At 54.8% G+C, this 24,746-nt stretch carries 26 protein-coding genes; 8 read left to right on the top strand and 18 right to left on the bottom strand.

The genetic code is table 11. The features are described 5' to 3' along the window. Window position 1: 1 nt before the first annotated feature. The gene (gene gltD / locus KCR01S_RS07220) at window positions 2-1,420 is read left to right on the top strand and encodes a glutamate synthase subunit GltD (protein ID WP_061281614.1); all 1,419 of its coding nucleotides are present in this window, start codon (window positions 2-4) and stop codon (window positions 1,418-1,420) included. Between the two features lie 115 nt (window positions 1,421-1,535). On the opposite strand, the gene nanQ is transcribed toward gltD, so the two are convergent. From nanQ to zapE, 11 genes are all read right to left on the bottom strand, one after another. Further along, the gene (gene nanQ, locus KCR01S_RS07215; protein ID WP_061281612.1) at window positions 1,536-2,039 is read right to left on the bottom strand and encodes an N-acetylneuraminate anomerase; all 504 of its coding nucleotides are present in this window, start codon (window positions 2,037-2,039) and stop codon (window positions 1,536-1,538) included. Next, window positions 2,039-2,911 carry an N-acetylmannosamine kinase gene (gene nanK / locus KCR01S_RS07210; protein ID WP_061281611.1) on the bottom strand — a complete coding sequence of 291 codons (873 nt, stop codon included), beginning with the start codon at window positions 2,909-2,911 and terminating at the stop codon, window positions 2,039-2,041. Before nanK ends, nanQ begins: the two co-directional genes overlap by 1 nt. After that, window positions 2,908-3,600 (bottom strand): N-acetylmannosamine-6-phosphate 2-epimerase, encoded by a 693-nt coding sequence (locus KCR01S_RS07205; RefSeq protein ID WP_061281609.1) that lies wholly within the window; start codon window positions 3,598-3,600, stop codon window positions 2,908-2,910. Before KCR01S_RS07205 ends, nanK begins: the two co-directional genes overlap by 4 nt. Window positions 3,601-3,642: 42 nt before the next feature. After that, window positions 3,643-5,133, bottom strand: a complete 1,491-nt coding sequence (locus tag KCR01S_RS07200) for an MFS transporter (protein WP_061281607.1) — start codon at window positions 5,131-5,133, stop codon at window positions 3,643-3,645. 105 nt (window positions 5,134-5,238) lie between these two features. After that, window positions 5,239-6,132, bottom strand: a complete 894-nt coding sequence (gene nanA / locus KCR01S_RS07195; protein ID WP_061281606.1) for an N-acetylneuraminate lyase — start codon at window positions 6,130-6,132, stop codon at window positions 5,239-5,241. Between the two features lie 134 nt (window positions 6,133-6,266). Further along, entirely contained in the window at window positions 6,267-7,040 is a 774-nt protein-coding gene (gene nanR, locus KCR01S_RS07190) for a transcriptional regulator NanR (RefSeq protein WP_061281604.1), read from the bottom strand. Window positions 7,041-7,177: 137 nt separating this feature from the next. Then, complete coding sequence (sspB, locus tag KCR01S_RS07185) at window positions 7,178-7,675, bottom strand: ClpXP protease specificity-enhancing factor (RefSeq protein ID WP_061281601.1); 498 nt, start codon at window positions 7,673-7,675, stop codon at window positions 7,178-7,180. A 4-nt stretch (window positions 7,676-7,679) separates the two neighbouring features. Then, window positions 7,680-8,318, bottom strand: a complete 639-nt coding sequence (gene sspA / locus KCR01S_RS07180) for a stringent starvation protein SspA (protein ID WP_052283620.1) — start codon at window positions 8,316-8,318, stop codon at window positions 7,680-7,682. 297 nt (window positions 8,319-8,615) lie between these two features. Further along, window positions 8,616-9,008, bottom strand: coding sequence for a 30S ribosomal protein S9 (rpsI, locus tag KCR01S_RS07175; protein ID WP_000829815.1), 393 nt, complete (start codon window positions 9,006-9,008; stop codon window positions 8,616-8,618). Window positions 9,009-9,023: 15 nt separating this feature from the next. After that, a complete protein-coding gene (rplM, locus tag KCR01S_RS07170) occupies window positions 9,024-9,452 on the bottom strand; it encodes a 50S ribosomal protein L13 (protein WP_052284015.1) in 429 nt (142 codons plus the stop codon). Between the two features lie 235 nt (window positions 9,453-9,687). After that, window positions 9,688-10,812: a cell division protein ZapE gene (zapE, locus tag KCR01S_RS07165; protein WP_061281600.1), complete on the bottom strand. Its 1,125-nt coding sequence runs from the start codon at window positions 10,810-10,812 to the stop codon at window positions 9,688-9,690. A gap of 198 nt (window positions 10,813-11,010) precedes the next feature. Here zapE and zapG point away from each other — a divergent pair, with 198 nt between their 5' ends. The 3 genes from zapG to degS all read left to right on the top strand — a co-directional run bounded on the left by zapG (window position 11,011) and on the right by degS (window position 14,078). Beyond that, complete coding sequence (gene zapG / locus KCR01S_RS07160; RefSeq protein ID WP_052284013.1) at window positions 11,011-11,409, top strand: Z-ring associated protein ZapG; 399 nt, start codon at window positions 11,011-11,013, stop codon at window positions 11,407-11,409. Between the two features lie 138 nt (window positions 11,410-11,547). Further along, window positions 11,548-12,924, top strand: a complete 1,377-nt coding sequence (gene degQ, locus KCR01S_RS07155) for a serine endoprotease DegQ (protein ID WP_061281597.1) — start codon at window positions 11,548-11,550, stop codon at window positions 12,922-12,924. Window positions 12,925-13,013: 89 nt separating this feature from the next. Then, window positions 13,014-14,078 carry an outer membrane-stress sensor serine endopeptidase DegS gene (degS, locus tag KCR01S_RS07150; protein WP_061281595.1) on the top strand — a complete coding sequence of 355 codons (1,065 nt, stop codon included), beginning with the start codon at window positions 13,014-13,016 and terminating at the stop codon, window positions 14,076-14,078. A 56-nt stretch (window positions 14,079-14,134) separates the two neighbouring features. On the opposite strand, the gene mdh is transcribed toward degS, so the two are convergent. Then, window positions 14,135-15,073, bottom strand: coding sequence for a malate dehydrogenase (mdh, locus tag KCR01S_RS07145; RefSeq protein WP_061281592.1), 939 nt, complete (start codon window positions 15,071-15,073; stop codon window positions 14,135-14,137). 454 nt (window positions 15,074-15,527) lie between these two features. On the opposite strand from mdh, the gene argR reads away from it, so the two are divergent. The 3 genes from argR (at window position 15,528) to yhcN-B (ending at window position 17,009) form a co-directional block, all read left to right on the top strand. After that, on the top strand, window positions 15,528-15,998 hold the full coding sequence (gene argR / locus KCR01S_RS07140; RefSeq protein ID WP_061281590.1) for a transcriptional regulator ArgR: 471 nt from the start codon (window positions 15,528-15,530) through the stop codon (window positions 15,996-15,998). 375 nt (window positions 15,999-16,373) lie between these two features. Beyond that, window positions 16,374-16,637, top strand: a complete 264-nt coding sequence (yhcN, locus tag KCR01S_RS07135) for a peroxide/acid stress response protein YhcN (RefSeq protein WP_061281588.1) — start codon at window positions 16,374-16,376, stop codon at window positions 16,635-16,637. Window positions 16,638-16,742: 105 nt separating this feature from the next. Next, window positions 16,743-17,009, top strand: coding sequence for a DUF1471 family stress response protein YhcN-B (gene yhcN-B / locus KCR01S_RS07130; protein ID WP_052284007.1), 267 nt, complete (start codon window positions 16,743-16,745; stop codon window positions 17,007-17,009). A gap of 54 nt (window positions 17,010-17,063) precedes the next feature. Here the strand turns inward: yhcN-B and KCR01S_RS07125 are convergent, their stop codons facing one another. The 5 genes from KCR01S_RS07125 to aaeX form a co-directional block, all read right to left on the bottom strand. Then, entirely contained in the window at window positions 17,064-17,339 is a 276-nt protein-coding gene (locus KCR01S_RS07125) for a barstar family protein (RefSeq protein ID WP_061281586.1), read from the bottom strand. Between the two features lie 27 nt (window positions 17,340-17,366). Then, window positions 17,367-18,821 (bottom strand): NAD-dependent succinate-semialdehyde dehydrogenase, encoded by a 1,455-nt coding sequence (locus tag KCR01S_RS07120; protein WP_061281584.1) that lies wholly within the window; start codon window positions 18,819-18,821, stop codon window positions 17,367-17,369. Between the two features lie 105 nt (window positions 18,822-18,926). After that, window positions 18,927-20,894, bottom strand: coding sequence for a p-hydroxybenzoic acid efflux pump subunit AaeB (gene aaeB, locus KCR01S_RS07115; RefSeq protein WP_061281582.1), 1,968 nt, complete (start codon window positions 20,892-20,894; stop codon window positions 18,927-18,929). A 5-nt stretch (window positions 20,895-20,899) separates the two neighbouring features. Beyond that, window positions 20,900-21,832 (bottom strand): p-hydroxybenzoic acid efflux pump subunit AaeA, encoded by a 933-nt coding sequence (gene aaeA / locus KCR01S_RS07110; RefSeq protein ID WP_061281580.1) that lies wholly within the window; start codon window positions 21,830-21,832, stop codon window positions 20,900-20,902. Window positions 21,833-21,839: 7 nt separating this feature from the next. Further along, a complete protein-coding gene (gene aaeX, locus KCR01S_RS07105; RefSeq protein ID WP_035891204.1) occupies window positions 21,840-22,043 on the bottom strand; it encodes a p-hydroxybenzoic acid efflux pump operon protein AaeX in 204 nt (67 codons plus the stop codon). A 250-nt stretch (window positions 22,044-22,293) separates the two neighbouring features. Between aaeX and aaeR the strand changes: the two genes are divergently transcribed. After that, window positions 22,294-23,235: an HTH-type transcriptional activator AaeR gene (gene aaeR / locus KCR01S_RS07100; RefSeq protein WP_061281577.1), complete on the top strand. Its 942-nt coding sequence runs from the start codon at window positions 22,294-22,296 to the stop codon at window positions 23,233-23,235. A gap of 41 nt (window positions 23,236-23,276) precedes the next feature. On the opposite strand, the gene tldD is transcribed toward aaeR, so the two are convergent. Beyond that, on the bottom strand, window positions 23,277-24,722 hold the full coding sequence (tldD, locus tag KCR01S_RS07095; RefSeq protein ID WP_061281575.1) for a metalloprotease TldD: 1,446 nt from the start codon (window positions 24,720-24,722) through the stop codon (window positions 23,277-23,279). Window positions 24,723-24,746: the final 24 nt, after the last annotated feature.

The raw sequence follows: 24,746 nt of genomic DNA, 5'->3' as shown, positions 1-24,746 counted from the left end.
CATGAGTCAGAACGTTTATCAATTTATCGACCTGCAGCGCGTTGATCCGCCGAAGAAGCCGCTGAAGATCCGCAAGATCGAATTTATCGAGATTTACGAGCCGTTTTCCGAAGGCCAGGCCAAAGCACAGGCTGATCGCTGCCTGTCCTGCGGCAACCCGTACTGCGAGTGGAAATGCCCGGTGCATAACTACATTCCAAACTGGCTGAAGCTGGCCAACGAGGGACGTATTTTTGAGGCAGCAGAGCTGTCGCACCAGACCAACACCCTGCCAGAAGTCTGCGGCCGCGTCTGTCCACAGGATCGTCTGTGTGAAGGTTCCTGTACGCTGAACGATGAGTTCGGTGCAGTGACCATCGGCAACATCGAACGCTATATCAACGATAAAGCGTTCGAAATGGGCTGGCGTCCGGACCTGACCGGCGTGAAGCAAACCGGCAAAAAAGTCGCCATCATCGGTGCCGGCCCGGCAGGCCTGGCCTGTGCCGATGTGCTGACCCGTAACGGCGTGAAGGCGGTGGTCTTTGACCGTCACCCGGAAATCGGCGGTCTGCTGACCTTCGGTATTCCGGCCTTCAAGCTGGAGAAAGAGGTCATGACCCGTCGCCGTGAAATTTTCACCGGCATGGGCATTGAGTTCAAACTCAACGTGGAAGTGGGCCGTGACATCCAACTGGATGACCTGCTGAAGGATTACGATGCCGTATTCCTCGGCGTCGGCACCTATCAGTCGATGCGCGGCGGGCTGGAGAACGAAGATGCCTCTGGCGTATTCGACGCTCTGCCATTCCTGATTGCTAACACCAAGCAGATCATGGGCTTCGGCGAAACTACCGACGAGCCGTATGTCAGCATGGAAGGCAAACGCGTTGTGGTACTGGGCGGTGGCGATACGGCGATGGACTGCGTACGTACTTCTATTCGTCAGAATGCGGCCCACGTTATCTGCGCCTATCGTCGCGACGAAGAGAACATGCCGGGCTCGAAACGCGAAGTGAAGAACGCGCGTGAAGAAGGCGTCGAGTTCCAGTTCAACGTCCAGCCGCTGGGTGTGGAAGTGAATGCTAACGGCAAAGTGAGCGGCGTGAAAATGGCGCGCACTGAGATGGGTCAACCGGATGCGAAAGGCCGCCGTCGCGCGGAAATCGTCGCCGGTTCTGAACATGTGGTGCCGGCAGATGCGGTAGTGATGGCGTTTGGTTTCCGTCCTCACAGCATGGAATGGCTGGCGAAGCACAGCGTGGAGCTGGACTCTCAGGGCCGTATTGTCGCGCCGGAAGGTAACGAAAATGCGTTCCAGACCAGCAACCCGAAAATCTTTGCCGGTGGCGATATCGTGCGTGGTTCGGATCTGGTGGTCACCGCTATCGCGGAAGGCCGTAAAGCCGCTGATGGGATCATGAACTGGCTGGAAGTGTAACGAGCGTTCCCCTTCACACACCCTTCTCCTCAATAGGGAGAAGGGGTCGATAGTGCCAATACTCAAGCTTACGGTGACGCTCCCCTCTGCGGGAGCGTCACCTTTTTGTCTATCCCTAACGCTCGGTGTTCTTCCTCTCACCATGAGGGCGAATTGAGGTGAGGGTATCCGCCCGTACCTTGATGACCACCTTCTTGATTTCCCCAGCCTCATCCACCACGCACCCCGGCTTATGCGGTTCTCCCGGCATAAACACCGCGAACGACCCAGGCCTTAGCGTTACACTTTGCTGATTTTCCATCGCCGAACAAAGCTGATAATCCTCTTCCACATGCCACGCTTCGCACTGTCTTGCGGCTCCCGCGATAGCAAACAGAATCCGCTCCTCGCCGCTCAGCAAAAGCTGGATATCAACGTATTGCGCATGCAGCTCAGCCTTTTTGCTTTCCGCCGGTTGCGTAGCAAACGCCATGACGTTCATAAAAACATCATCCCCACGCAGCTCATAACGCCCCGGCGCTTTCTCCTGTGGGCGTGCCGTTAACGCCAGCGCAAGCGCTTCGGCCAACGCAGGGTGTAGCCCGGCCGAGCCCATAGTCTGAATGTCACCTGTTACCATTATTTGTCTCCCTGAGCCAGCAGCGCGGCGCCCAGTAATCCGGCGTCGTGCCGATAATGCGCCGGTTGTAACCGAACCTGATAGGCCTGTGGTTCCTGCGCCAGATAAGCGTCGACCTGCGTCAGATATCCTTCCGCCAGCCCAACGCTGCCACCAAGCACCACGCACTGGCAGTCGGTGGTCGCCTTCACATCCGCAATTAATCTCGCCAGCGCCTGCGCCGAACGGTGAATCAGCCAGGCCGCCTGTTCATCTCCTTCTCCGGCACGAGTGAAGATCGTTTTCGCATCGCAGCCCGCCAGTTCCCCCTGCGCTGCGGCCGCTATCCCGCGGCCAGAAGCCATGGCCTCCACGCAGCCGCGACGACCGCAGCCACACATCGGCCCGTTGGGGTCGGCTAGCGTATGCCCAAGATGCCCGGCGAAACCGCCCGTACCGCACATCAGTTGGCCGTTATGCACCACGCCGCCGCCCACGCCGGTCGAGATGGTGATAAACGCCATGTCGCGATAATCATCCCCCAGCGCCCGGTATTCCGCCCATGCCGCCGCCTGTGCATCATTCACCGCCAGCACAGGCAGGCCGGTCATTGCGCTTAGCGTGTCCGCCAGCGGGAAATTGTGTAATCCCCCCAGATTTTGCGGATTGATGGCCAGCAGCATGCCGTCACGAATCATCCCGGTCGACGCAATCGCCACGCGGTCCGCGCGGGGAAAGAGCGGCGAAACAAGCGTCCGTAACGCCGCGTGAAGCGCATCGGGTGTTTGGCTGGCAGGCGTAGATAACTCACGGCGCTCAAGAAGATTCAGCGCGTCATCCACCAGCGCAGCGGCCAGTTTGGTGCCGCCAATATCAATCGCCAGCGTCGTCATAGCACCGCCTGTTTTAACGCCGCGTTGTACCACTGGCAGATATGCTCCAGACGGGTAATCGCCGAGCCCACGGTCACTGCCCACGCACCGCATCGCATTGCCTCTGCCGCCTGTGCTGGCGTGTTGTAACGCCCTTCGGCAATCACCCGACATCCCGCGTCACTTAAGGTTTTCACCAGTTCAAAGTCCGGCTCATCGGGTGCTTCCGCCGTGGTGTAACCGGAAAGCGTGGTACCAATAATCTCAGCGCCCAGCTGCTGGCAAGCCATGGCATCTGCAAAAGTTGAGCAATCGGCCATCGACACTAATCCGTGCTGGTGAATAGCTGCCAGCAGCGACGCCACGGTGGCTGGACGAATGCGGTCTGTACCGTCGATGGCGATGATATCGGCACCGGCCTGCGCCAGCGCGGCAACGTCATCAGGGAAAGGGGTGATTCGCACCGGTGAATCGTCCAGGTCACGCTTGAGAATGCCGATAATCGGAATAGAAACCACGGCACGGGTGGCGCGTAAATTGGCGATACCTTCAATACGCAGCGCCACGGCGCCCGCCTGCTCCGCCGCCAGCGCCATCGCGGCCACAATGTCAGGTTTATCAAGCGGGCTGTTGGGAACCGGCTGGCAGGAGACGATCAGGCCACCGGACTGCGCAATTCGTTGATTAAGCTGTTCAAGTAAAGACGTCATCACTTCCTCATGGATTTGCCCGACAGACGCCGGGCTCCCTGGTTAACTTTTACTTTTTACCAAACCGCTTTTGCTACTGCCGAGCGGCACTGCCCCGCTAAACGGTCGGCCGTCGATGGCATCATGAGTGCGCAGTGCTTCAGGACGGATCCAACGCTGAACGCGCGTCGGCATGTCGAGGCCAATCAGCAGGATCACCACAAAGGTCAGGCTGAAGGAGAGCGAACCCAGCGCGGTCCCCAGATCCAACCGCTGCGCGATCAGCGCACCGAGGATCGGCGCCAGTGCACCGCCGAGCGCGCCGACGTTATAGGTAAAGCCCAGACCTGCCGCCCGCTGGTCAGTATCGAAATAGCCGCCGATGAGCTTCGGTAAGATCCCCGAGATCCCCTGCCCCAGCATCTGCTGGAAGAAGAGTAAGAAGCCCAATACCCAGACGTTGGTGCCGCCAATCGCAAATACCGGAATAATCAGCAGCTGGGAGGCTAACAGGCTACACACATAGGCTTTGCGGGTGCCCAGCCAGTCGCCGAGGAAGCCGCCGACGCAGCAGCCTACCGCCGCGCCGAAGCCGCTAAAGAACAACACGTTAGCCACGGTGTGTGGGTCATAAGCCAGTTCGGTTTTCAGATAAGTTGGCAGTAAGGCCTGAATCGGCCATGAGTAGAGGAAAGCGAACAGCACCACCACCATCAGCATGACCCCGGTAGGCCAGCGCTTCCCGCTGCTTTGCACCATAAAGCTGATGAAGATAATGGCGCAGACCAGACCCAGCAGCGCCACCAGCCCGGCAATGCGCGCCTCACCGGCAAAGCAGTACCACAGCGACGCCCCCGCCACGCAGGTCATGATGATGTTCATCACCCGATACTGACCACGGTAGAGAATGTCGACCATGGTGCGCACCGGCGCTTTACCTTCGTGCTTTTGCTTCCAGTCTTCCGCTTCCGGGATGTTTTTCCGTAACCAGAGGGCGAATATGATCGGCACAATGCCGATGAAGAAGAGCGCTCGCCAGCCCCAAACCGGGACCACCAGGCTATAAACCTGCGCCGCGATTACCGCGCCAACGGAGAAACCGGAGATCAGGAAACCGCTGGCCTTATTACGCAACTGCTTCGGCCAGCTTTCGATGACATAGGTGGCGCTGGAGCCGTACTCCCCTGCCATTCCCATACCAATAACCAGGCGGGCAATGAACAACGAGGTGTAGCCAGGCGCGAAGCCGCAGGCGAGTGTACCCGCAGAAAAAAGGATAATGCTGGTCACCATCGCCAGACGACGACCGTAGCGGTCGCCCATGGCACCCAGCATCAGACCGCCAAACCAGCGGGAGATAAAGGCGGCTGAAATCAGGCTTGCGGCCTGAACCGTCGTTAAACCAAACTCGCCCTGAACTTCAGTCAGCACCAGCGCGATTAACACAAAATCAAAACCATCAAGCAAATACCCCAACCAGGCGGCGGAAAATGCCCGCCACTGTGCCCGGTTGAGATGGCGATACCACGGGATGTTCTGGGTCGTTGTACTCATGGTGAGTCTCCCGCGGTGGGCGATGCCCACGCGCTTTGGTATGAATGAGAGCGGGATTTCCCCTTACCCTCTCCCTTCAGGGAGAGGAGGCCGTCGAGTGCGGTATTAGCCACGCTCCTGCATCAGCTGCTGCGCCAACGCTTTCAGTTCCGGCAGGAATTGTTCATCCACCGGCGCAAACGGCTTGCGGCACAGCGGTACGGAAACCACATCCATGTAGTGCAGCACGGTTTTCAGCCCACGGAATACGCCCACTTTGATAAGCAGATCGATAACCTTGTTACACTCACGCTGCAGCTCCTGCGCCTTATCGATATCCCCTTCTTTTAGCGCTTGTACAATCGCCATGTAGCGCCAGCCCATGATGTTATAGGTGCTACCGATACCACCGTCTGCACCCGCTAACAGCCCAGAAGCAAAGATTTCATCGTAGCCGTTATACAGCACCAGATCCGGATGCGCGCGGCGGATCTGATCCATCTGATAAAGATCGCCGGAGGTTTGCTTTAACGCACCGACGCCCGGCAGCGTCACCAGCGTGCTGATCTGATCCAACGTCAGTTTGACCCCGCTTAACGCCGGAATGTTGTAGACCACCATCGGCAACCCATCAGCTGAATCAATAATGGCACGGTAATGATCGCAGTGTTCTTCAAAGCTGAATGGATAATAGAATGGAGTCACTGCTGAAACGGCATCGAAACCATAGCTTTTTGCCGCCGTCGCTAACCGTTGGCTTTCCGCCGTACTCACACAGCCAACATGAGCGATTAACGTGATCTTTCCTTTGGCTTCATCAGCCACAATTTCAAGGACTTCCTCTCGCTCCGCTAGGCTCTGAATAAAGGCTTCGCCGGTTGATCCCCCGACATAGACTCCATCGACACCCTGCTCAATGTTAAAGCGCACCAGGCGGCGCAGACTGGCCTGGTCGATTTTCTGCTGGGCATCGAAAGGTGTCAGAAGCGCGGGCATCACGCCACGTAAATTGTTCGTCATACATACCTCGTAGTGATATTAAACTGAATTGGCTATGTACCTTTATACCTGTTATACCAGATAGTTTTTGCGACAGCGTAATACAGAAAGCTTATTGTGCGATCGACTTCACTAAACCGATCGCGACACGAGGATCATTTACGGGATTTTTTGGCTTTGCCGAAGGCGTGCCAGGTAGCAGAAACGCTATTAAGATGGGCCTGTAGCGCGCGATCGGCTTCATTCGGATCGTGGGCACGAATCGCATCAACAATCGCAATATGCTGTTGATAGCTCACATTATTATGCTCATGAAGTTCTTGATCCGCGACTTTAGGGCGTGCCGCAATCAGCCAGTCCAGCAGCGCCACGTGGATAGCCATAAAGATCGGATTGCCGGGGATCTCGGCCAACACGCGGTGGAAGTCGACGTCGGAACGAATAAACTGGGCATTATCGTCCAGCGACTGACTGTTAATCTCCAGCGCTTTACTCAGCAGAGCAATTTGTTCATCCGTGGCATGCTCAGCGGCATAGCGCACCAGACTGGATTCGAAGAACAGGCGCAGCTGTTCAAAATGCGCGATACCACCAGGGTGCGAGAGAAAATCTTTCGCCATGCCGGAAAGTTCGCCAATGATGGTATCTGCCGATGGCCGCGAAACGCGCGCGCGTTCACCGTTGTTGATCTGGACCAGCCCCTTACGTTTGAGGGCGGCCAGCGCTTCACGCACCGAAGGGCGGCCAACGTTAAAGAAGGCCATTAGCTCTCGCTCGGACGGCAGTTGCCCTTCTTCACCAAACTCCCGGCGACGAATCATCTGTTCCAGCTCTTCTTCCACCATGTCAGACAGTTTTTTGCGCGCCAGGGGGCGGCGACGCAGGCTGTTGCCGATAGTCTCTTCTGAGTTGGAGTCAAATGCGCTCATAGGTACCGTTTAACCAGGATAGATGGGGGAAATTTACAGCGTTTTCATCATATCACAAAATATGAAGGGGAAATGAGTGTGGGAAACCTGGCGGAGAGATGAAAAAAAACAGACCCGTTGGGTCTGTTCTCAATACGTTACTTCACGACACGGAGCGCCGGACGCCCACCGCGAGGCGGTGGTGGTGTATCATCCGGGGAATCGCCGTCGTCACTATCTGGCTTATCGCCATCGATGATCGACATCACCGTCTCGCTTCCAGCGTTTTCCACGCTATCGTCGTTAAAGCCTTCAGCGTCTTCATCATAAGCCGCTTCCGCTTCAAACATAGTTCCAGCACCGTTCTCACGCGCATAGATCGCCAACACGGCGGCCAGCGGTACGGAAACCTGACGCGGGACGCCGCCAAAGCGCGCATTGAAGCGCACTTCATCGTTGGACAGTTCAAGGTTGCCCACGGCGCGAGGCGCAATGTTCAACACAATCTGACCATCACGCGCATACTCCATCGGTACGTTAATTCCCGGTTGCATAACATCAACAACCAGGTGTGGCGTCAGCTGGTTGTCCAGCAGCCACTCATAGAACGCACGAAGCAGATACGGACGACGTGGAGAAAGCTGTGAAACGTCCATTCAATTAACCCCGGCCAATGCGCATTTCGCGCTCGGCTTCCGTTAAGGACGCGAGGAATGAATCACGTTCAAAGACACGCGTCATATAGCCTTTCAGCTCTTTCGCACCAGCACCAACCAGTTCAATACCCATAACCGGCAGACGCCACAGCAGCGGAGCCAGGTAGCAGTCAACAATGCTGAACTCATCGCTTAAGAAGAACGGCTTCTGAGTGAAGACCGGCGCGATGGCCAGCAGCTCTTCACGCAGCTGCTTACGCGCAGCATCAGCCTGAGCGGCAGAACCGTTCATCACGGTGTGCATCAGCGAATACCAGTCTTTCTCGATACGGTGCATGTACAGGCGGCTTTCACCACGCGCAACCGGATAAACCGGCATCAGCGGTGGATGAGGGAAACGCTCATCGAGATATTCCATAATGATGCGAGACTCCCAAAGGGTCAGCTCGCGGTCTACCAGTGTCGGAACGCTTTGATTCGGGTTGAGGTCAATCAGATCCTGTGGTGGATTGTCCTTTTCCACGTGCTCTATCTCAAAACTCACACCTTTCTCAGCCAGCACGATGCGGACCTGATGGCTATAGATGTCAGTAGGACCAGAAAACAGCGTCATTACCGAACGTTTGTTGGCAGCGACAGCCATGAAAACCTCCAGGTATAATCAGAATTTGTACTGCTACCAGCCACAACGGCGGCTAGCCAGATGATAAGCCTCATCTGCACGTTAGACGACATTCCCGTTCATAAACTAAACAAAAAATGAACAATCGCGCGCATTTGGGCAGAAAATTGGATGATAGTCTACCAGATTTTGAACGGCTTGTGGTGAGGGGATTCTGGAAAAGCGGAAAAAGAGCCTGTATACCCCGCTTTGCGGGCATAAAAAAACCCGCCGAGGCGGGTTTTTTCGCAAATTGCCGTCTGCCGAAGCAGAAACCAATTAACGTTTGGAGAACTGAGGACGACGACGTGCTTTACGCAGGCCGACTTTCTTACGTTCAACCTGACGAGCATCACGGGTAACGAAGCCAGCTTTACGCAGTTCGCCACGCAGGGACTCATCGTACTCCATCAGAGCGCGGGTGATACCGTGACGGATCGCACCAGCCTGACCAGAGATACCACCACCTTTAACGGTGATGTACAGATCCAGTTTCTCAACCATGTCGACCAGTTCCAGCGGCTGACGAACTACCATGCGGGCAGTTTCACGACCGAAGTACTGTTCCAGAGAACGTTGGTTGATAACGATTTTGCCGTTGCCCGGTTTGATGAAAACGCGAGCTGCGGAACTTTTGCGGCGACCAGTGCCGTAGTATTGATTTTCAGCCATTGCCTATAATCCCGATTAGATGTCAAGAACTTGCGGTTGCTGTGCCGCGTGGTTGTGCTCGTTACCTGCGTAAACTTTCAGTTTACGGTACATTGCACGACCCAGCGGGCCTTTTGGCAGCATGCCTTTAACCGCGATTTCAATCACACGCTCAGGATGGCGAGCAATCATCTCTTCAAAGGTCGCTTCTTTAAGACCACCGACGTAGCCAGTGTGACGATAGTATACTTTGTCAGTACGCTTGTTGCCGGTTACAGCAACTTTGTCAGCGTTCAGAACGATGATGTAATCGCCAGTATCTACGTGCGGAGTGTATTCCGCTTTATGCTTACCGCGCAGGCGCAGAGCCAGTTCGGAAGCCAGACGGCCCAGAGTTTTACCGGTCGCGTCAACAACATACCAGTCGCGTTTTACGGTTTCTGGTTTAGCTGTAAAAGTTTTCATTAAAAGCTTACCCAAATAAATTAGTTACACGTTGGTGAACACCCAAACGTTTAGTCAGATGAGGTTCACACGACATTGTCCAGCAAACCTACCCCTTCGAATAGCCTATGCCGGCGCATAGAAAGTTTTGGGAAAAAAACTCTCTCGTAACGTGGGGTCGCAAGAGTATAGAGAAGTCGGGGTCAAAGATCGACCCCTTTATGTGATTTGCGCAGGGTTTTATGCCGGTATGGCCTCACGGCATATGCGGACGCTTCAAATACTCCTCGCTTTGCATCTCCTGCAGGCGTGACAGGCAGCGCTGGAACTCAAACTTCAGCCGCTCCCCTTGATAGATGTTATAGAGCTCCACTTCAGCGCTCACCACCAGCTTGACATGCCGTTCGTAAAATTCATCAACCAGCGCAATAAAGCGCCGCGCTTCGCTTTCCAGCAACGGCGTCATCACCGGAACATCAAACAGCATCACCGTGTGGAACAGGCGCGAGAGGGCAATATAGTCATGCTGGCTGCGCGCGTCGACGCACAGGGTGGTAAAGGAAACGGCCAGCGTTTGATTCTCCACGCCGAGCGTCGGCAACGGCCGATGGTTAATCTCCAGCGTCGTTTGATTCTGCTGCGAGGTGCCCGCCAAAGCCAGCCACAGTTTATCCATCTGCTGACGCGTATCGGTATTGAGCGGCGACAGCCACAAATGCGCCTGGGTCAGCGTGCGCAGACGGTAATCGATACCGGCATCGACGTTCATGATATCGCAATGCGCCTTAATCGCCTCAATTGCCGGCACAAAGCGCGGCCGCTGCAGGCCATTACGGTACAGTTCATCCGGTGGAATGTTCGACGTCGCCACCAGCGTAATCCCACGGGCAAACAGCGCTTTCATCAGGCCACCGAGCAGCATGGCATCGGTAATATCAGAGACAAAAAACTCATCGAAACAGAGCACATCGGTTTCAGCTTTAAAGCGTTCCGCGACAATTTCAAGCGGGTCGCTGTGACCCTGCAGTGCCGCCAGCTCTTCATGCACGCGCAGCATAAAGCGGTGAAAGTGCAGACGCTGTTTACGCGTACCCGGCAGGCTATGATAGAACATGTCCATCAGCCAGGTTTTACCTCGCCCCACGCCGCCCCACATATAAAGGCCGCGAACCGCCGTTGACGAGTCGGTCTCTTTTTTACCTAACAGCTTACCGAAACGCGCTTTCAATCCGCCGCCTGAGACGGAAGCTGCGGGTTTGCTTTGAAGTTCCTGATAAATCGTATCGAGGCGGCTTACCGCCTCACGCTGAACATCATCGGGTTGATGACTACCCTGCTCGAGGGCCTGAAGATAGCGCGATGTGGGGGACAGGCTTTGCATGATCTAATTCTTATTCCTTTGAAAACCGGTATGTCTTACTTCACGATTGACCAAAAAAAGTCCGTTCTACACTACGCGATGATGCGTCAGGATTCCACTTCTACGGGAATAGCGGTTATAGTGGCACTATCGGGCGTAGGCATGGAGTTGCCGAAGCCGCCAAGACCCTACGGAACAACAAAACAACGGGAGATGTTCATGACCTGGGAATACGCGCTAATTGGGTTAGTTGTCGGTATCATCATTGGTGCCGTGGCCATGCGTTTTGGTAATAGCAAGCTACGCCAGCAGCAAGCGTTGCAATACGAGCTGGAGAAAAACAAAGCCGAGCTGGAAGAGTACCGCGAAGAGCTGGTCAGCCATTTCGCCCGCAGTGCCGAACTGCTGGATAACATGGCGGACGATTACCGCCAGATCTACCAGCACATGGCGAAAAGCTCCAGCAACCTGCTGCCAGGTATGTCGCCGGAAGCCAATCCATTCCGCAACCGTCTGGCGGAATCCGAAGCGGGTAATGACCAGGCTCCGGTTCAAATGCCACGAGACTATTCTGACGGCGCTTCAGGCCTGCTGCGTAGCGGCGCTAAACGCGATTAATCTGCATTTCAGTTATTTTTTACGGGCGCATGACATGCGCCCGTCCTCTTCTGCGCACGCCGACTATATTTACTTCAATAACATCAGTTTTTTCGGGAAGCATTGTCCTTATATCCAGGGTCATGAGGGCCAGCATCAATGAGCAAATCGACTTTACTGTTAAGTGCGTTAGCGTTAAGCATTGGATTATCTCTTGCCGTACCGGCACCGGTACTGGCGTCGCTGCCAACGCAGGTTCCCGGACAGGGCGCGGTACCAAGCCTCGCCCCGATGCTGGAGAAAGTGCTGCCGGCGGTCGTTAGCGTGCAGGTTGAAGGCACCGCGCCGGTTAATCAGCAGGTACCCGATGAATTAAAGAAATTTTTTGGTGACGATGGCGGCAGCGCGCCCAATCAACCAACACAGCAGTTTGAAGGACTGGGCTCTGGCGTCATCATTGACGCCATTAAGGGCTACGTGCTGACCAACAACCATGTGATAAGCGACGCGCAGAAGATCAGCGTGCAGTTAAACGACGGCCGCGAATTTGACGCTAAGCTCATCGGCAGCGATGACCAAAGCGATATCGCCCTGCTGCAAATCCAGAAGGCCAGCCACCTGACGCAAATCGCTATCGCCGATTCCGACAAACTGCGCGTCGGTGACTTCGCCGTGGCGGTAGGTAATCCGTTCGGACTCGGGCAGACCGTCACCTCGGGGATTGTCTCCGCGCTAGGACGCAGCGGCCTGAACCTCGAAGGGCTGGAGAACTTTATTCAGACCGATGCCGCCATTAACCGCGGTAACTCCGGTGGTGCGCTACTTAACCTCAACGGCGAGCTGATTGGTATCAATACCGCCATTCTGGCGCCCGGCGGGGGCAGCGTAGGGATCGGTTTTGCCATCCCAAGCAATATGGCGCAAACCCTGGCCCAGCAGCTCATTCAATTTGGTGAAATCAAGCGCGGCCTGCTCGGCATTCGCGGGATGGAGATGACGGCAGATATCGCCAAAGCCTTTAACCTCAACGTACAGCGCGGCGCCTTCGTCAGCGAAGTCCTGCCCGGCTCCGGCTCGGCAAAAGCCGGGATCAAGTCAGGCGACGTGATTACCAGCCTGAACGGCAAACCGCTTAACAGCTTTGCGGAGCTGCGTTCACGTATTGCCACTACCGAACCGGGCTCGAAGGTTAAACTGGGTCTGCTGCGCGACGGCAAACCGATGGACGTCGAGGTCACGCTGGATAAGAGCACATCGTCCACCGCCAGCGCCCAGCTGATTATCCCTGCCCTCGAAGGGGCATCGCTGAGCGACGGCCAGGCAAAAAATGGGACAAAAGGCGTTATCATCTCAAGCGTAGAGAAAGGCAGCCCGGCCGCTCAGGTAGGTCTGCATAAAGATGACGTCATCATTGGCGTCAACCGCCAGCCGACCCAGTCGATAGCGGAACTGCGCAAGGTACTGGAAGCCAAACCGGCGGTGATTGCGGTTAACGTTATGCGCGGCGATGAAAGTATCTACCTTCTGATGCGTTAATCCACGAAAAACCGGACATAGCATGGAATGTATGTCCGGTTAACTCGTGGTATGCTTCGTCCAGTTTCCTTATCAATGATGCCGGTATCATGCTTGTAAAGCTCTTACGTTCGGTCGCACTCGGTTTATTGGTCGGTGGCATACTGATTGTCACGGTGCCCTCTTTACGCCAGTGGAATCCCTTATCCTCCCAGCGCTTTAGCAGCATGGATGAAGCCCCGGCGAGCTACAACTCGGCGGTGCGTCGCGCAGCGCCTGCGGTGGTCAACGTGTACAACCGCAGCTTAAACAGCAGCACCCACAGCCAGCTTGAGATTAAAACGCTTGGCTCCGGGGTGATTATGGACGAGCGCGGCTACATCATTACCAACAAGCACGTCATCAACGACGCCGACCAAATTATTGTCGCCCTCCAGGATGGTCGCGTGTTTGAAGCGCTGCTGGTCGGCTCCGATAGCCTGACCGATCTGGCAGTACTCAAAATTAACGCCACTGCTGGCCTGCCGGTTATTCCCATTAATCCAGCGCGCGTTCCGCACATCGGCGACGTGGTTCTGGCGATTGGTAACCCGTACAATCTCGGGCAAACCATCACTCAGGGGATTATCAGCGCCACCGGTCGTATCGGCCTGAACCCAAGCGGCCGACAAAACTTCCTGCAAACCGATGCCTCGATCAACCACGGGAACTCCGGCGGCGCGCTGGTGAACTCGCTGGGTGAACTGATGGGAATCAACACCCTCTCCTTCGATAAGAGCAACGACGGTGAAACGCCGGAGGGTCTGAGCTTCGCTATCCCGTTCCAGCTGGCCACCAAGATTATGGACAAGCTGATTCGCGATGGTCGCGTGATCCGTGGCTTTATCGGCATCAGCGGGCGTGAGATTGCACCTGTACATGCACAGGGCGGCATCGATCCGATTCAGGGTATTGTGGTCAACGATATTTCGCCAGATGGCCCGGCGGCGCAGGCGGGGATCCAGAATAACGACGTGATCATCTCGGTAAATGGCAAACAGGCCGTTTCCGCGCTGGAAACCATGGACCAGGTGGCAGAAATTCGCCCGGGTTCGGTGATCCCAATTGTGGTGATGCGTGATGATAAGAAGATGACGATGCAGGTGACGGTTCAGGAATATCCGGCATCAAACTAAGCAGGAAAAAGCAAAGGGGCCATCGGCCCCTTTGTTGTCTTCAAAATGTATCGCGCTTATTTATTAACGAACTCTTCGCCCAGTTGAATATCTTTGCGCAGCGTCTCCAGCATACCGTCCAGCGCCTGCTGCTCGTAGGCGCTCAGTTTGCCGATAGACTGACGTTCTTCAATCCCGTTTTTCCCCAGCAGCAGCGGCTGAGAGAAGAAACGCGCATATTCGCCGTCACCTTCAACATATGCACATTCCACCACCCCTTTCTCGCCCTGCAATGCACGCACTAACGAGAGACCAAAACGCGCTGCGGCCTGTCCCATCGATAGGGTGGCAGACCCGCCACCCGCCTTCGCTTCCACCACTTCGGTGCCCGCGTTCTGGATGCGTTTGGTCAGGTCATTCACTTCTTGTTCAGAGAAGCTGATACCCGGGATTTGAGATAATAAAGGCAGAATGGTTACGCCAGAGTGGCCGCCAATCACCGGGACTTCAACATCGCCACAGTTCTTGCCTTTCAGCTCCGCCACAAAGGTATTTGAGCGAATGATGTCCAGCGTGGTCACGCCAAACAGTTTGTTCTTATCGTACACGCCCGCCTTTTTCAGCACTTCAGCGGCAATGGCCACCGTAGTGTTGACCGGGTTGGTAATGATACCAATACAGGCTTTTGGCGCGGTCTTGGCAATTTGTTGCACCAGGTTTTTCACAATCCCGGCGTTAACATTAAACAGATCGGAGCGATCCATGCCGGGCTTACGTGCAACACCCGCTGAGATGAGGACAACATCAGCCCCTACCAGCGCAGGCGTCGCATCTTCACCTGAGAAACCTTTGATTTTAACATCAGTCGGAATATGGCTCAGATCAACAGCCACGCCGGGCGTGACGGGGGCAATATCATACAGAGAGAGTTCTGAACCTGAAGGAAGTTGGGTCTTTAGTAGTAGGGCAAGCGCCTGGCCAATACCGCCGGCGGCACCAAGGACTGCGACTTTCATCCTAAACTCCTTATTATGGTTAATGACATTCAGGTAGCAACCTGTCGTGGACCGCATAACCAACGCAGGAGAGACCTGTAGTTACTCCGTTGCGGCGACCTTAATTCACAAGGTAAATAATTACAATATAATTGCTTACAGAATGCGGCGTCTCCAACAGCATTGCGGATGGCGCTGCACCACTCCCAGAAAAAGGCCTATCTACGAAACCAAATTTTCATCAACTATCGATTACAATATACGCAGCATGTTGCGTAAAACAACAGCAATTTAATAACAATTCATTTACTTTTAACTTATTTGGATCCCGTGATATAGGCATGTTTCTTAGGTCTAATTTTTGCTAAAATCCCGCCTTTCTCTATTCGAATTAGCCTCTTCAGGCAAATTGTTTGCATAAAAATTCACCTATATGCATAATAATGTTAATTTCACCACCATACTCGGGTGACTTATGCGAAGTTCAACCAAACAAGAAGAATTAGTTAAAGCCTTTAAAGCCCTATTGAAGGAAGAAAAATTTAGCTCTCAGGGCGAAATTGTTCAGGCCTTGCAAGAGGAAGGCTTCGATAATATCAACCAATCCAAAGTCTCTCGTATGCTGACGAAGTTTGGTGCCGTGCGTACGCGCAACGCCAAAATGGAGATGGTTTACTGTCTGCCAGCCGAACTGGGCGTGCCGACCACTACCAGCCCACTCAAAAATCTGGTGCTGGATATCGATTACAACGATTCCGTGGTCGTCATTCATACCAGCCCGGGAGCAGCGCAGCTAATTGCGCGTCTGCTGGACTCATTGGGTAAAGCGGAAGGCATTCTCGGCAGTATCGCCGGTGATGACACCATCTTTACCACGCCGGCCAGAGGCTTTACCGTGAAAGATCTCTTCGAAGCGATTCAGATTCTGTTCGAACAGGAGCTGTAATTCCCTTCTCTACTCCTCTGGGTCTCCCAGAGGAGCCGTCTTCCCCCGCACTTCCCACATCTTCGTCTGCCGTTTCGTTAGCATTTAGTGCGATTCTGCGGCCTAACTCATAGATACAGTGAATATATCCTGACTTAATCGCACAAAATATCAAATTCTTCTATCTTTTTGATTTTCCGCATTTTTACAGCCCCGCTTTGCCAAAATATGCGTTTTTTTATACATATATGTTCTAAAAATGACGTTTTTTGACATGTAATTACACGCGAAACCATTAGTCGGGTATTAATATTTTATGTGATTAGTGTATACTTAATTTCGTGATGAGGGTCACAAAACAAAGACCCTCCAAAAAAATTCGACGAGGTGAGTATCATGAAAATCAAAACTACCGTTGCTGCTCTAAGCATCCTTTCCGTTGTCTCGTTTGGTGCATTCGCCGCTGATTCTATCAACAGCGATCAGGCCCAGAATCGTCAGGCAATGGGTACCGTTTCGATCGGTTCCGTTGGTTCTTCTCCAATGGATATGCATGAAATGCTGAACAAAAAAGCCGAGGAACAGGGTGCATCATCCTATCGCATCATTGAAGCCCGTACCGGTGACCATTGGCACGCAACGGCTGAACTGTACAAATAAGTCAGTGTGAAGCAAAACGTCGGCAGTAAATGAATAAATACCCACAGCGGTCCAGGACAAAAAGTACATCCTCTCACCGCTGACAATAAGGTGAGGAGTAACACTATGAAAAGCGCAATGATTATCGCATCCCTTGGTCTGGCATCTGTTCTGTCTTTCGGCGCAAGCGCCGCAGTACATCAGGTGAACGCAGAGCAGGCTCAGAACCTTCAACCAATGGGCACCATCTCTGTATCACAGGTGGGTAGCGCCCCAATGGATATGCGTAGTGAGTTAGCCGCAAAAGCTGAAAAAGAAGGCGCTAGCAGCTATCGCGTAATTGAAGCACGTACCGGCGACCATTGGCACGCTACGGCTGAGCTGTACAAATAAACCCTCGTCGTCTTGTCCGACGACTTGCCCTCGCCCTTATGCGAGGGCTTTTTTTTATCCACGCTGAACGTTAAAGCGCAGCATCCCTTCCAGCTCCTCTTCCGCCTCATCAAACAGAAGAATCAGCGCCCCGTAGCGCCGCCGCTGTTTATCATCCAGATGAATGAATTCAATCTCCAGCGGCGTCGGCATTTGCGGGCTAATGACCGCATCCCATAGCGCATCAAGATTGCGAATCTGTTCGCTGTCGAGGGCAAAGAGTCGAGCGAATTCCCGATAAAAATCGCCCTGGTTTTCTATTTCGTCAAAATCAAAAGTATAGATTTCCATCTTACGCCCTCTCCCCATCCATCAGGACTAAAGTCCCCCGATGTGTAACGTTTTTACCTCAAGATACTCTTCCAGCCCCAGCACTGAGCCCTCACGTCCCAGCCCGGACTCTTTCACACCGCCAAAAGGCCCCAGCTCGGTCGATACCGCACATTCGTTAATACCTATCATGCCGCTTTCCAGCGCCTGCGACACGCGGAACACGCGGGAAAGATTCTGGGTATAGAAATATGCCGCCAGGCCGTAGGGAGTATTATTCGCGCGATGAATGACATCTTCTTCATCACTAAAGCGGAAGCAGGCCGCCAGCGGGCCAAACGTCTCCTCCTGCGCCAACAGCATCTGCTCATGGCACTCCCCCAGCACCGTTGGCTGCCAGAAGTTACCGCCAAGCTCATGCGCCTCACCGCCCGCGAGCACTTCGGCACCTTTCGCAACCGCATCTTCAACATGCTCGCGCACTTTTTTCACCGCCGCGGCTTCAATCAGCGGCCCAACCACCACGCCGTCATCCAGGCCATTTCCCACTTTTAGCGCCTTAACCGCTGACGCCAGTTGGCTGACGAAACGCTCATAGACGCTGTCATGGATATAAAAACGGTTCACGCTGACGCATACCTGGCCTGCGTTACGGAATTTGTTGGCAATAGCGCCCTGCACGGCGGCATCGATATCCGCATCGTCAAACACGATGTAAGGCGCATTTCCACCAAGCTCCATGGAGACTTTCTTCATGGTCTCTGCCGCGTTACGCACCAACGTTTTCCCCACCGATGTCGAACCGGTGAAGGAGATTTTACGCACCTCGTGGCTGGCCATAATCGCGTCGCTGATCTCCTGCGTATTGCCCGCCACCGCATTCAGTACACCATCCGGGATCCCCGCTTTCTTCGCCAGCGCCAGCAGCGCAAAAGCGCAAAGCGGCGTGTTATTGGCGGGTTTAATCACCCCGGTACAGCCCGCGGCCAGCGCGGGACCAAGCTTACGAGTCAGCATCGCCATTGGGAAATTCCACGGCGTAATCGCGGCAACCACGCCAATCGGTTCACGCGTCGCAAGGATGCGCGATCCGGGTTTTGCCGGCGGAATGATTTCGCCGTTAGCCCGTTTCCCCTGTTCGGCAAACCATTGGATAAAGCTCGCCGCGTAATCCACTTCACCTTCTGCTTCTTTCAACGGCTTACCCTGTTCAAGGGTCATCAGCCGTGCCAGCCAACTTTTATTGTCGATAATCAGCTGATACCAGCGATAAAGCAGCTCTGAGCGCGCTTTCGCGGTTTTAGCTCGCCATTGTGGAAATGCCTTAGCGGCCGCGGCGATGGCCTGTTCAGTCTCTTTTTTTCCGGCCTTCGCGACCTTTGCCACCACTTCGCCCGTCGCGGGGTTAAGCACGTCAAAGGTGGTATTCAGCTGGTGCCATTCGCCGTTGACCAGGTATCCGGTCTGAAAAAGGTCATTATCCTGCAGTGCTTGCGTGGTCATCACACCCTCCTGAGAAATGGTTCTCTCTAAGTATAGGGGGCGATGGGAATTGTGGGGTTTCAGGAGAGGCCCCAGGCGTGATCGCCCACGCCTGGGCAAAGTGACTTAACTGCTGGTCAACGCGCCTTGATATTTGTGAAGCATCAAGACCAAACGCTCAACCGGCTCCGTAACCTGCGCCGGAGCTTCCCAGGTACGCAGCTTCTGCTGATATACCTCAAGTTCACCAAGCAACCGCGTGAAGTAATAGCGACGCTTGTCGTCGCTGCTGGCGGAGATCACTCGGTCGGCAGTGCAGCGAAGCTGACGGTGAAATTCAGACAGATCGTCATTTATCGGGATTGGCGCATCGCGTAGGCGCTGGTGTGCAATGATCAGCGTCAGCGCCAGCCGGAACTTGGCGATATCACCGGGAAATTTGTTCAGCAGTAAAAACAGCTGCTGATAGAGCCCCGGGAGATGGTTCTCTTTGCGTCGCGCCATGTTGGTGGTCATCGCCGACACGGCGGCAAATACAAACTGGTTTAACAGCACACGCCCCGTACGCAGACGGGAGTTATCGCGGATAAGCAGGATAACGATGAAGGCCATAAAGCAGCCGACGATTTGCCCTAACGCACTGTCGAGGAACTGGCTGAAGTGGAAAGTCATCGGGTTATCCAGCACCAGAATGTTGATGGTACTGGCCAGCGCACCGAGCGAACCCAAACGCCTTTTCTGTACTTCAATCCCGATAAAGAAGCACATCACCGCCAGGCTCAGGCACAGCAGCAGCATACTTTGCTGGGTAGCAGGCATAACAACCAGGAAGTAGAACGCCCCGATGGGAAGAGCCGCGATGGTACCGTAGAGGAAATCGATCGCCACCATACGCGGGTTCGGCAAACGCATCGCCAGGGAGGTCACCACGGCGATCATCACCATCGCACCGCTGCCGGAGGTCCAGCCGGTCCACAGCCAAAATAAAATGCCCAGCGCACAGGAGACGGTCGTTCGCCAGAAGTTGATCATCGCGTGATGACGCTCAGCGGAGTCCGGACGCACTACCACTTCGCTTTGCAGGATCTCTTCTTCGCGGGCGCTAATTTTGGCGTTACCAATCACCCCTCGTTTAAGCAGCAGATAGCGCGTCGCCGCGCCGACCCAGCTGTAAATGGTGACCGGCGTGTCGTGTTCACCCGTCCACGCCAGCACACGACGCATACGTTTGAGCTGGCGATGCACATCCTGCACCGTCTCTACCGGTTCTTCAAACAGCTCACGATAGGCGTCGGTGACAATCTCCGGACGCGAGTTTTGCATGATAAAGGTTTCGCAGGCCTGGGTAATCATGGTCAGCGAAACGGTATTCAGTGCTTTCAGACGACGGTTAGCCCGCGCCCAGCGCGAGGATTCCATATTCAGATTGCTGCGCATCCCTTCCAGTGCGGCAGTACGGCGGCCCAGCGCAAGCCAGGCGCGATCCATCTCATCGCTGTCACCGTGTTTGATGCACAGCTGCATCAGGCGGTACTGATCGATAAGCATGGCATCGAGCTCGTTATCGATCTCTTTTTTGATCGATCGCGGCGAGAACAACAGATCGGCAACGATCGCGCAGATGATGCCCAACACGATTTCACTGCAGCGCTCGACGGCAAACTGTGGCGTCAGCAGCGGTTCCGTTTGAATGGTGACAACAATAATCAGCGCCGTATAGCCGGATAGCCCCCAGGCGTAGGAATTCTCGACCCGCACCAGTGACGATACCCAGGTACAGAACCCCGCCCAAATGCTGCAAACCAGCAGCATCAGCAGCGGAGCACGGATCATGGTGATGATAATGACCAGCGCCGCGATACAGCCAATAAAGGTACCGACGATACGCAGCATCCCACGATAGCGAATCGCCCCCGCATAGGGTTCACCACCCGCGGCAAACGCCGGACCAGCCGCAACAATCGCGGCGGTCAGCACCGCCCAGCGCGGCGTTTCGAGCTGAAAGTGGAAGCCAACAAACAGCGCCAGCACCACCGCGCAGGCCAGTTTGATGGCAAAGCGAATATGCTGGTTGGCAATACTGAAAATGCCCATGACGATTAACCGAATTCACGCAGGCGCAGCGCCAGTTTCTGGAAGAAGGTCATCTGGCTGGCATCGCGATCTTTTTTACCGGTAATCACCACCGTCGCGGTGGTGCCCGCCGGCCACAGGTTACCCGGCTCTTCGTCCAGACGAATACGCACCGGTACGCGCTGGGCCAGACGCACCCATTCGAGGTTAGAGTCGACGGTCGCCATGCCTTTGCTGTCCACGCTGCTGCTGGCGTTGGTGACGCCCGCAGCCACGCTGTCGACGGTACCTTTCAGCACATGGTTGCTGCCCAGCGGAGTCACCTCTGCACGGTAGCCTGGGCGCACGCCCTCAAGCTTGGTCTCTTCAAGATAGGCCATAACGTAGAAGGAGTGCTGTTTTACCAATGCGACCGCCGTTGAACCACGGGTAATAAATTCCCCCGCGTAGACGTTCAGGTTAGTGACCCAGCCATCTGCCGGGGCGCGAATAACGGTACGATCAAGATCAAGACGCGCCAGATCGCGCGTTGCCTGTGCTTTTGCCATCTGATGCAGCACGGTTTGCAGCACGTTATTCGATTGGTCGATCTCTTCACGCGACATGGCGCTCACGCCAAGCTTGTTACGACGCCCGGCTTCGCGGCTTTTTTCTTCTGCCAGCGCCTTGTAGTAGGAAACATCCGCCTCGGCTTCAGCAAGCGCCTTTTGGTAACGCGGTTGGTCGATAACAAACAGAACCTGATTTTTAGCCACCAGTTGGTTATCCTTAACCGCAACCTGAGTAATCAGGCCTGAGACATCAGGAGCTATCGCCACCACATCCGCGCTAAAGCGGGCATCACGCGTCCACGGCGATTCGGTGTAATACACCCAGGCGCGGAAAATCGCGATGAACGCCAGGATAACCAGTATCACCGTAATGGCGGTACGAGAGATTTTTCTTGTTAGTGTTTTCACTTCCACCTCAAACGAACAAACGTGATATCAAATAAAACAGGCAGCAATACAGTGCGGTGTTGAACAACGCGGGATGCCAGACGAAGTCATAGATCCCGGTTGGCGTCAGCACTCGACGCACCAACCAAAAAATGGCGAGCGATAGCAATAGCTCAAAGAAAATCGGTGGGAAAGAGAGACCGAAAATCACGATGACAGGAAACAGGCTCATGTTGACCTTACTAGACTAGCGTGCAGATGAGATTGAAACGTTACACTTGATCATTCGGGCATCTCTCTATTGGCGGCACCATTCGCCCGGCGACTGACTTACGTCGACGCCGGGGATTCAGGCCGTTACCACGGGGATACTGCTAGAATGGTTTTGTGTATTTAGTTATTCAGCTAACAGTATTTTAACGTAACAGTTATAGCCTTATCTACATAGTGTGATGCAAATCACTTTTAAGCCAGAGTGAACAATGGAACGATTAAAACGGATGTCGGTGTTTGCCAAAGTCGTCGAACAAGGCTCCTTTACCGCCGCGGCACGGCAGCTTCAAATGAGCGTTTCATCGATAAGCCAGACCGTCTCTAAACTGGAAGATGAACTCCAGGTCAAACTGCTCAACCGCAGTACGCGTAGCATTGGCCTTACCGAAGCCGGAAAAATTTACTACCAGGGCTGCCGCCGAATGCTGTACGAAGTCCAGGAAGTTCACGAACAGCTCTACGCCTTTAACAACACGCCTATCGGTACGCTGCGCATCGGTTGTTCATCAACTATGGCACAAAATGTTCTCGCCCGGATCACTGCCGATATGCTGAAAGAGTATCCGGGTCTGACGGTCAATCTGGTCACCGGGATCCCGGCGCCGGATCTAATCGCCGATGGGTTGGATGTGGTGATTCGTGTCGGCGCGCTGCAGGATTCAAGCCTGTTCTCACGCCGCCTGGGCTCCATGCCCATGGTGGTGTGTGCAGCCAAAAGCTATCTGCTACATGCTGGCGTGCCAGAAAAACCCGCGGATCTTGCCAACCATTCATGGCTGGAATACAGCGTGCGCCCGGATAATGAATTTGAACTCATCGCGCCGGAGGGGATTTCGACGCGTTTAATCCCTCAGGGACGGTTCGTCACCAACGATCCGATGACGCTCACCCGCTGGCTCTCGGCCGGCGCTGGGCTAGCCTACGTGCCGCTGATGTGGGCGATCGATGAGATCAACCGCGGCGAGGTAGAGATCATTATGCCGCGCTATCAGTCCGATCCTCGCCCGGTCTACGCGCTGTATACCGAAAAGGACAAACTGCCGCTGAAGGTGCAGGTGTGTATTAATTATCTGACGGATTACTTCGTGGATGTCGCCCGGCTTTACCAGGGAATGCGCGGACGCGGAGATGAGAACGATTTGGTGAGATAAAGAGAAGCGTGCGCCCGATATTCACGGGCGCACGCCGCGCATCAGGCGGTTCCGCCTACGGTCAGGTTGTCGACCTTCAGCGTCGGTTGACCGACGCCAACCGGCAGACTCTGCCCTTCTTTACCGCACACGCCCACGCCGTTATCCAGCTTGAGATCGTTACCCACCATCGAGACCTGCTGCATGGTTTCGATACCGGAGCCAATCAGGGTCGCCCCTTTCACCGGCTTGGTCACCTTACCGTTTTCAATCAGGTAGGCTTCAGAAGTCGAGAAGACGAACTTACCCGAGGTGATATCCACCTGGCCGCCGCCAAAGTTAGGCGCATACAGACCGTACTCAACGGACTCAATAATTTCCTGCGGCGTCGATTTGCCTGCCAGCATGTACGTGTTGGTCATACGCGGCATCGGCAGGTGCGCATAGGATTCACGACGACCGTTGCCGGTTGGCGCCACGCCCATCAGGCGCGCGTTGAGTTTGTCCTGCATGTAGCCTTTGAGAATCCCGTTTTCGATCAGCACATTGTACTGACCCGGCGTACCTTCATCATCGATAGCCACGGAACCACGGCGGTCGGTCATCGTGCCATCATCGACGATCGTACACAGCTCAGAAGCCACCAGTTGCCCCATCTGCCCGCTGAAGACCGAGGTGCCGCGACGGTTAAAGTCGCCTTCCAGGCCATGGCCAACCGCCTCGTGCAGCAGGACGCCAGGCCAGCCGGCACCCAGTACCACCGGCAGCGTTCCCGCTGGCGCCGCTACCGCTGACAGATTAACCAGCGCCATACGCACCGCTTCTTTTGCCCATGCGTCGGCACGAACGTCGCCATCAAGATCGGCGAGGAAATAGTCATAGCCAAAACGACCGCCGCCACCGCTGGCTCCGCGTTCGCGCTTACCGTCGTCTTCAACCTGAACGCTCACCGATAAACGCACCAGTGGGCGCACGTCCGCAGCCAGCGTACCATCGGTTGCCGCCACCAGAATCAACTCATATACGCCGGTCAGGCTGGCGCTCACTTCCTGCACGCGCTTATCGGCGGCGCGGGCGACGCTGTCTACGCGGCGCAGAATATCCAGCTTCTCTTCGCGGGTCATGCTTTGCAGCGGATCAAGCGTGGTGTATAGCGGCGAGTATTCAACGGCGCCAAGGGTCTGAACTTTACCATTACCGCTATCACGCACGATGGTGCGCGCGGCCTGTGCGCTCTGCTCCAGCGCCAGCAGGCTAATTTGGTCAGCGTAGGCGAAACCGGTTTTCTCACCGCTCACCGCACGTACCCCAACGCCCTGGTCGATATTGTAAGAACCATCTTTAATGATGCGGTCTTCTAAAACCCAGGATTCGTGATAGCTGGACTGAAAATAGAGATCGCCATAATCCAGACGGCGCTCCGTGAGTTGACCAAGAATGGTAAACAGATCCTGATGATTCAGGCCGTTCGCCGCCAGCAATTGTTCACTTACCAGATTTAGACTCATTATTTCGCTACTCGTTAATGCCCG

The sequence above is a fragment of the Kluyvera cryocrescens NBRC 102467 genome, from assembly GCF_001571285.1.
In the GTDB taxonomy this organism is placed as follows: domain Bacteria; phylum Pseudomonadota; class Gammaproteobacteria; order Enterobacterales; family Enterobacteriaceae; genus Kluyvera; species Kluyvera cryocrescens.
Note: the sequence above shows the minus strand (reverse complement) of the source record. Positions and strands in the feature narration are given on the sequence as shown.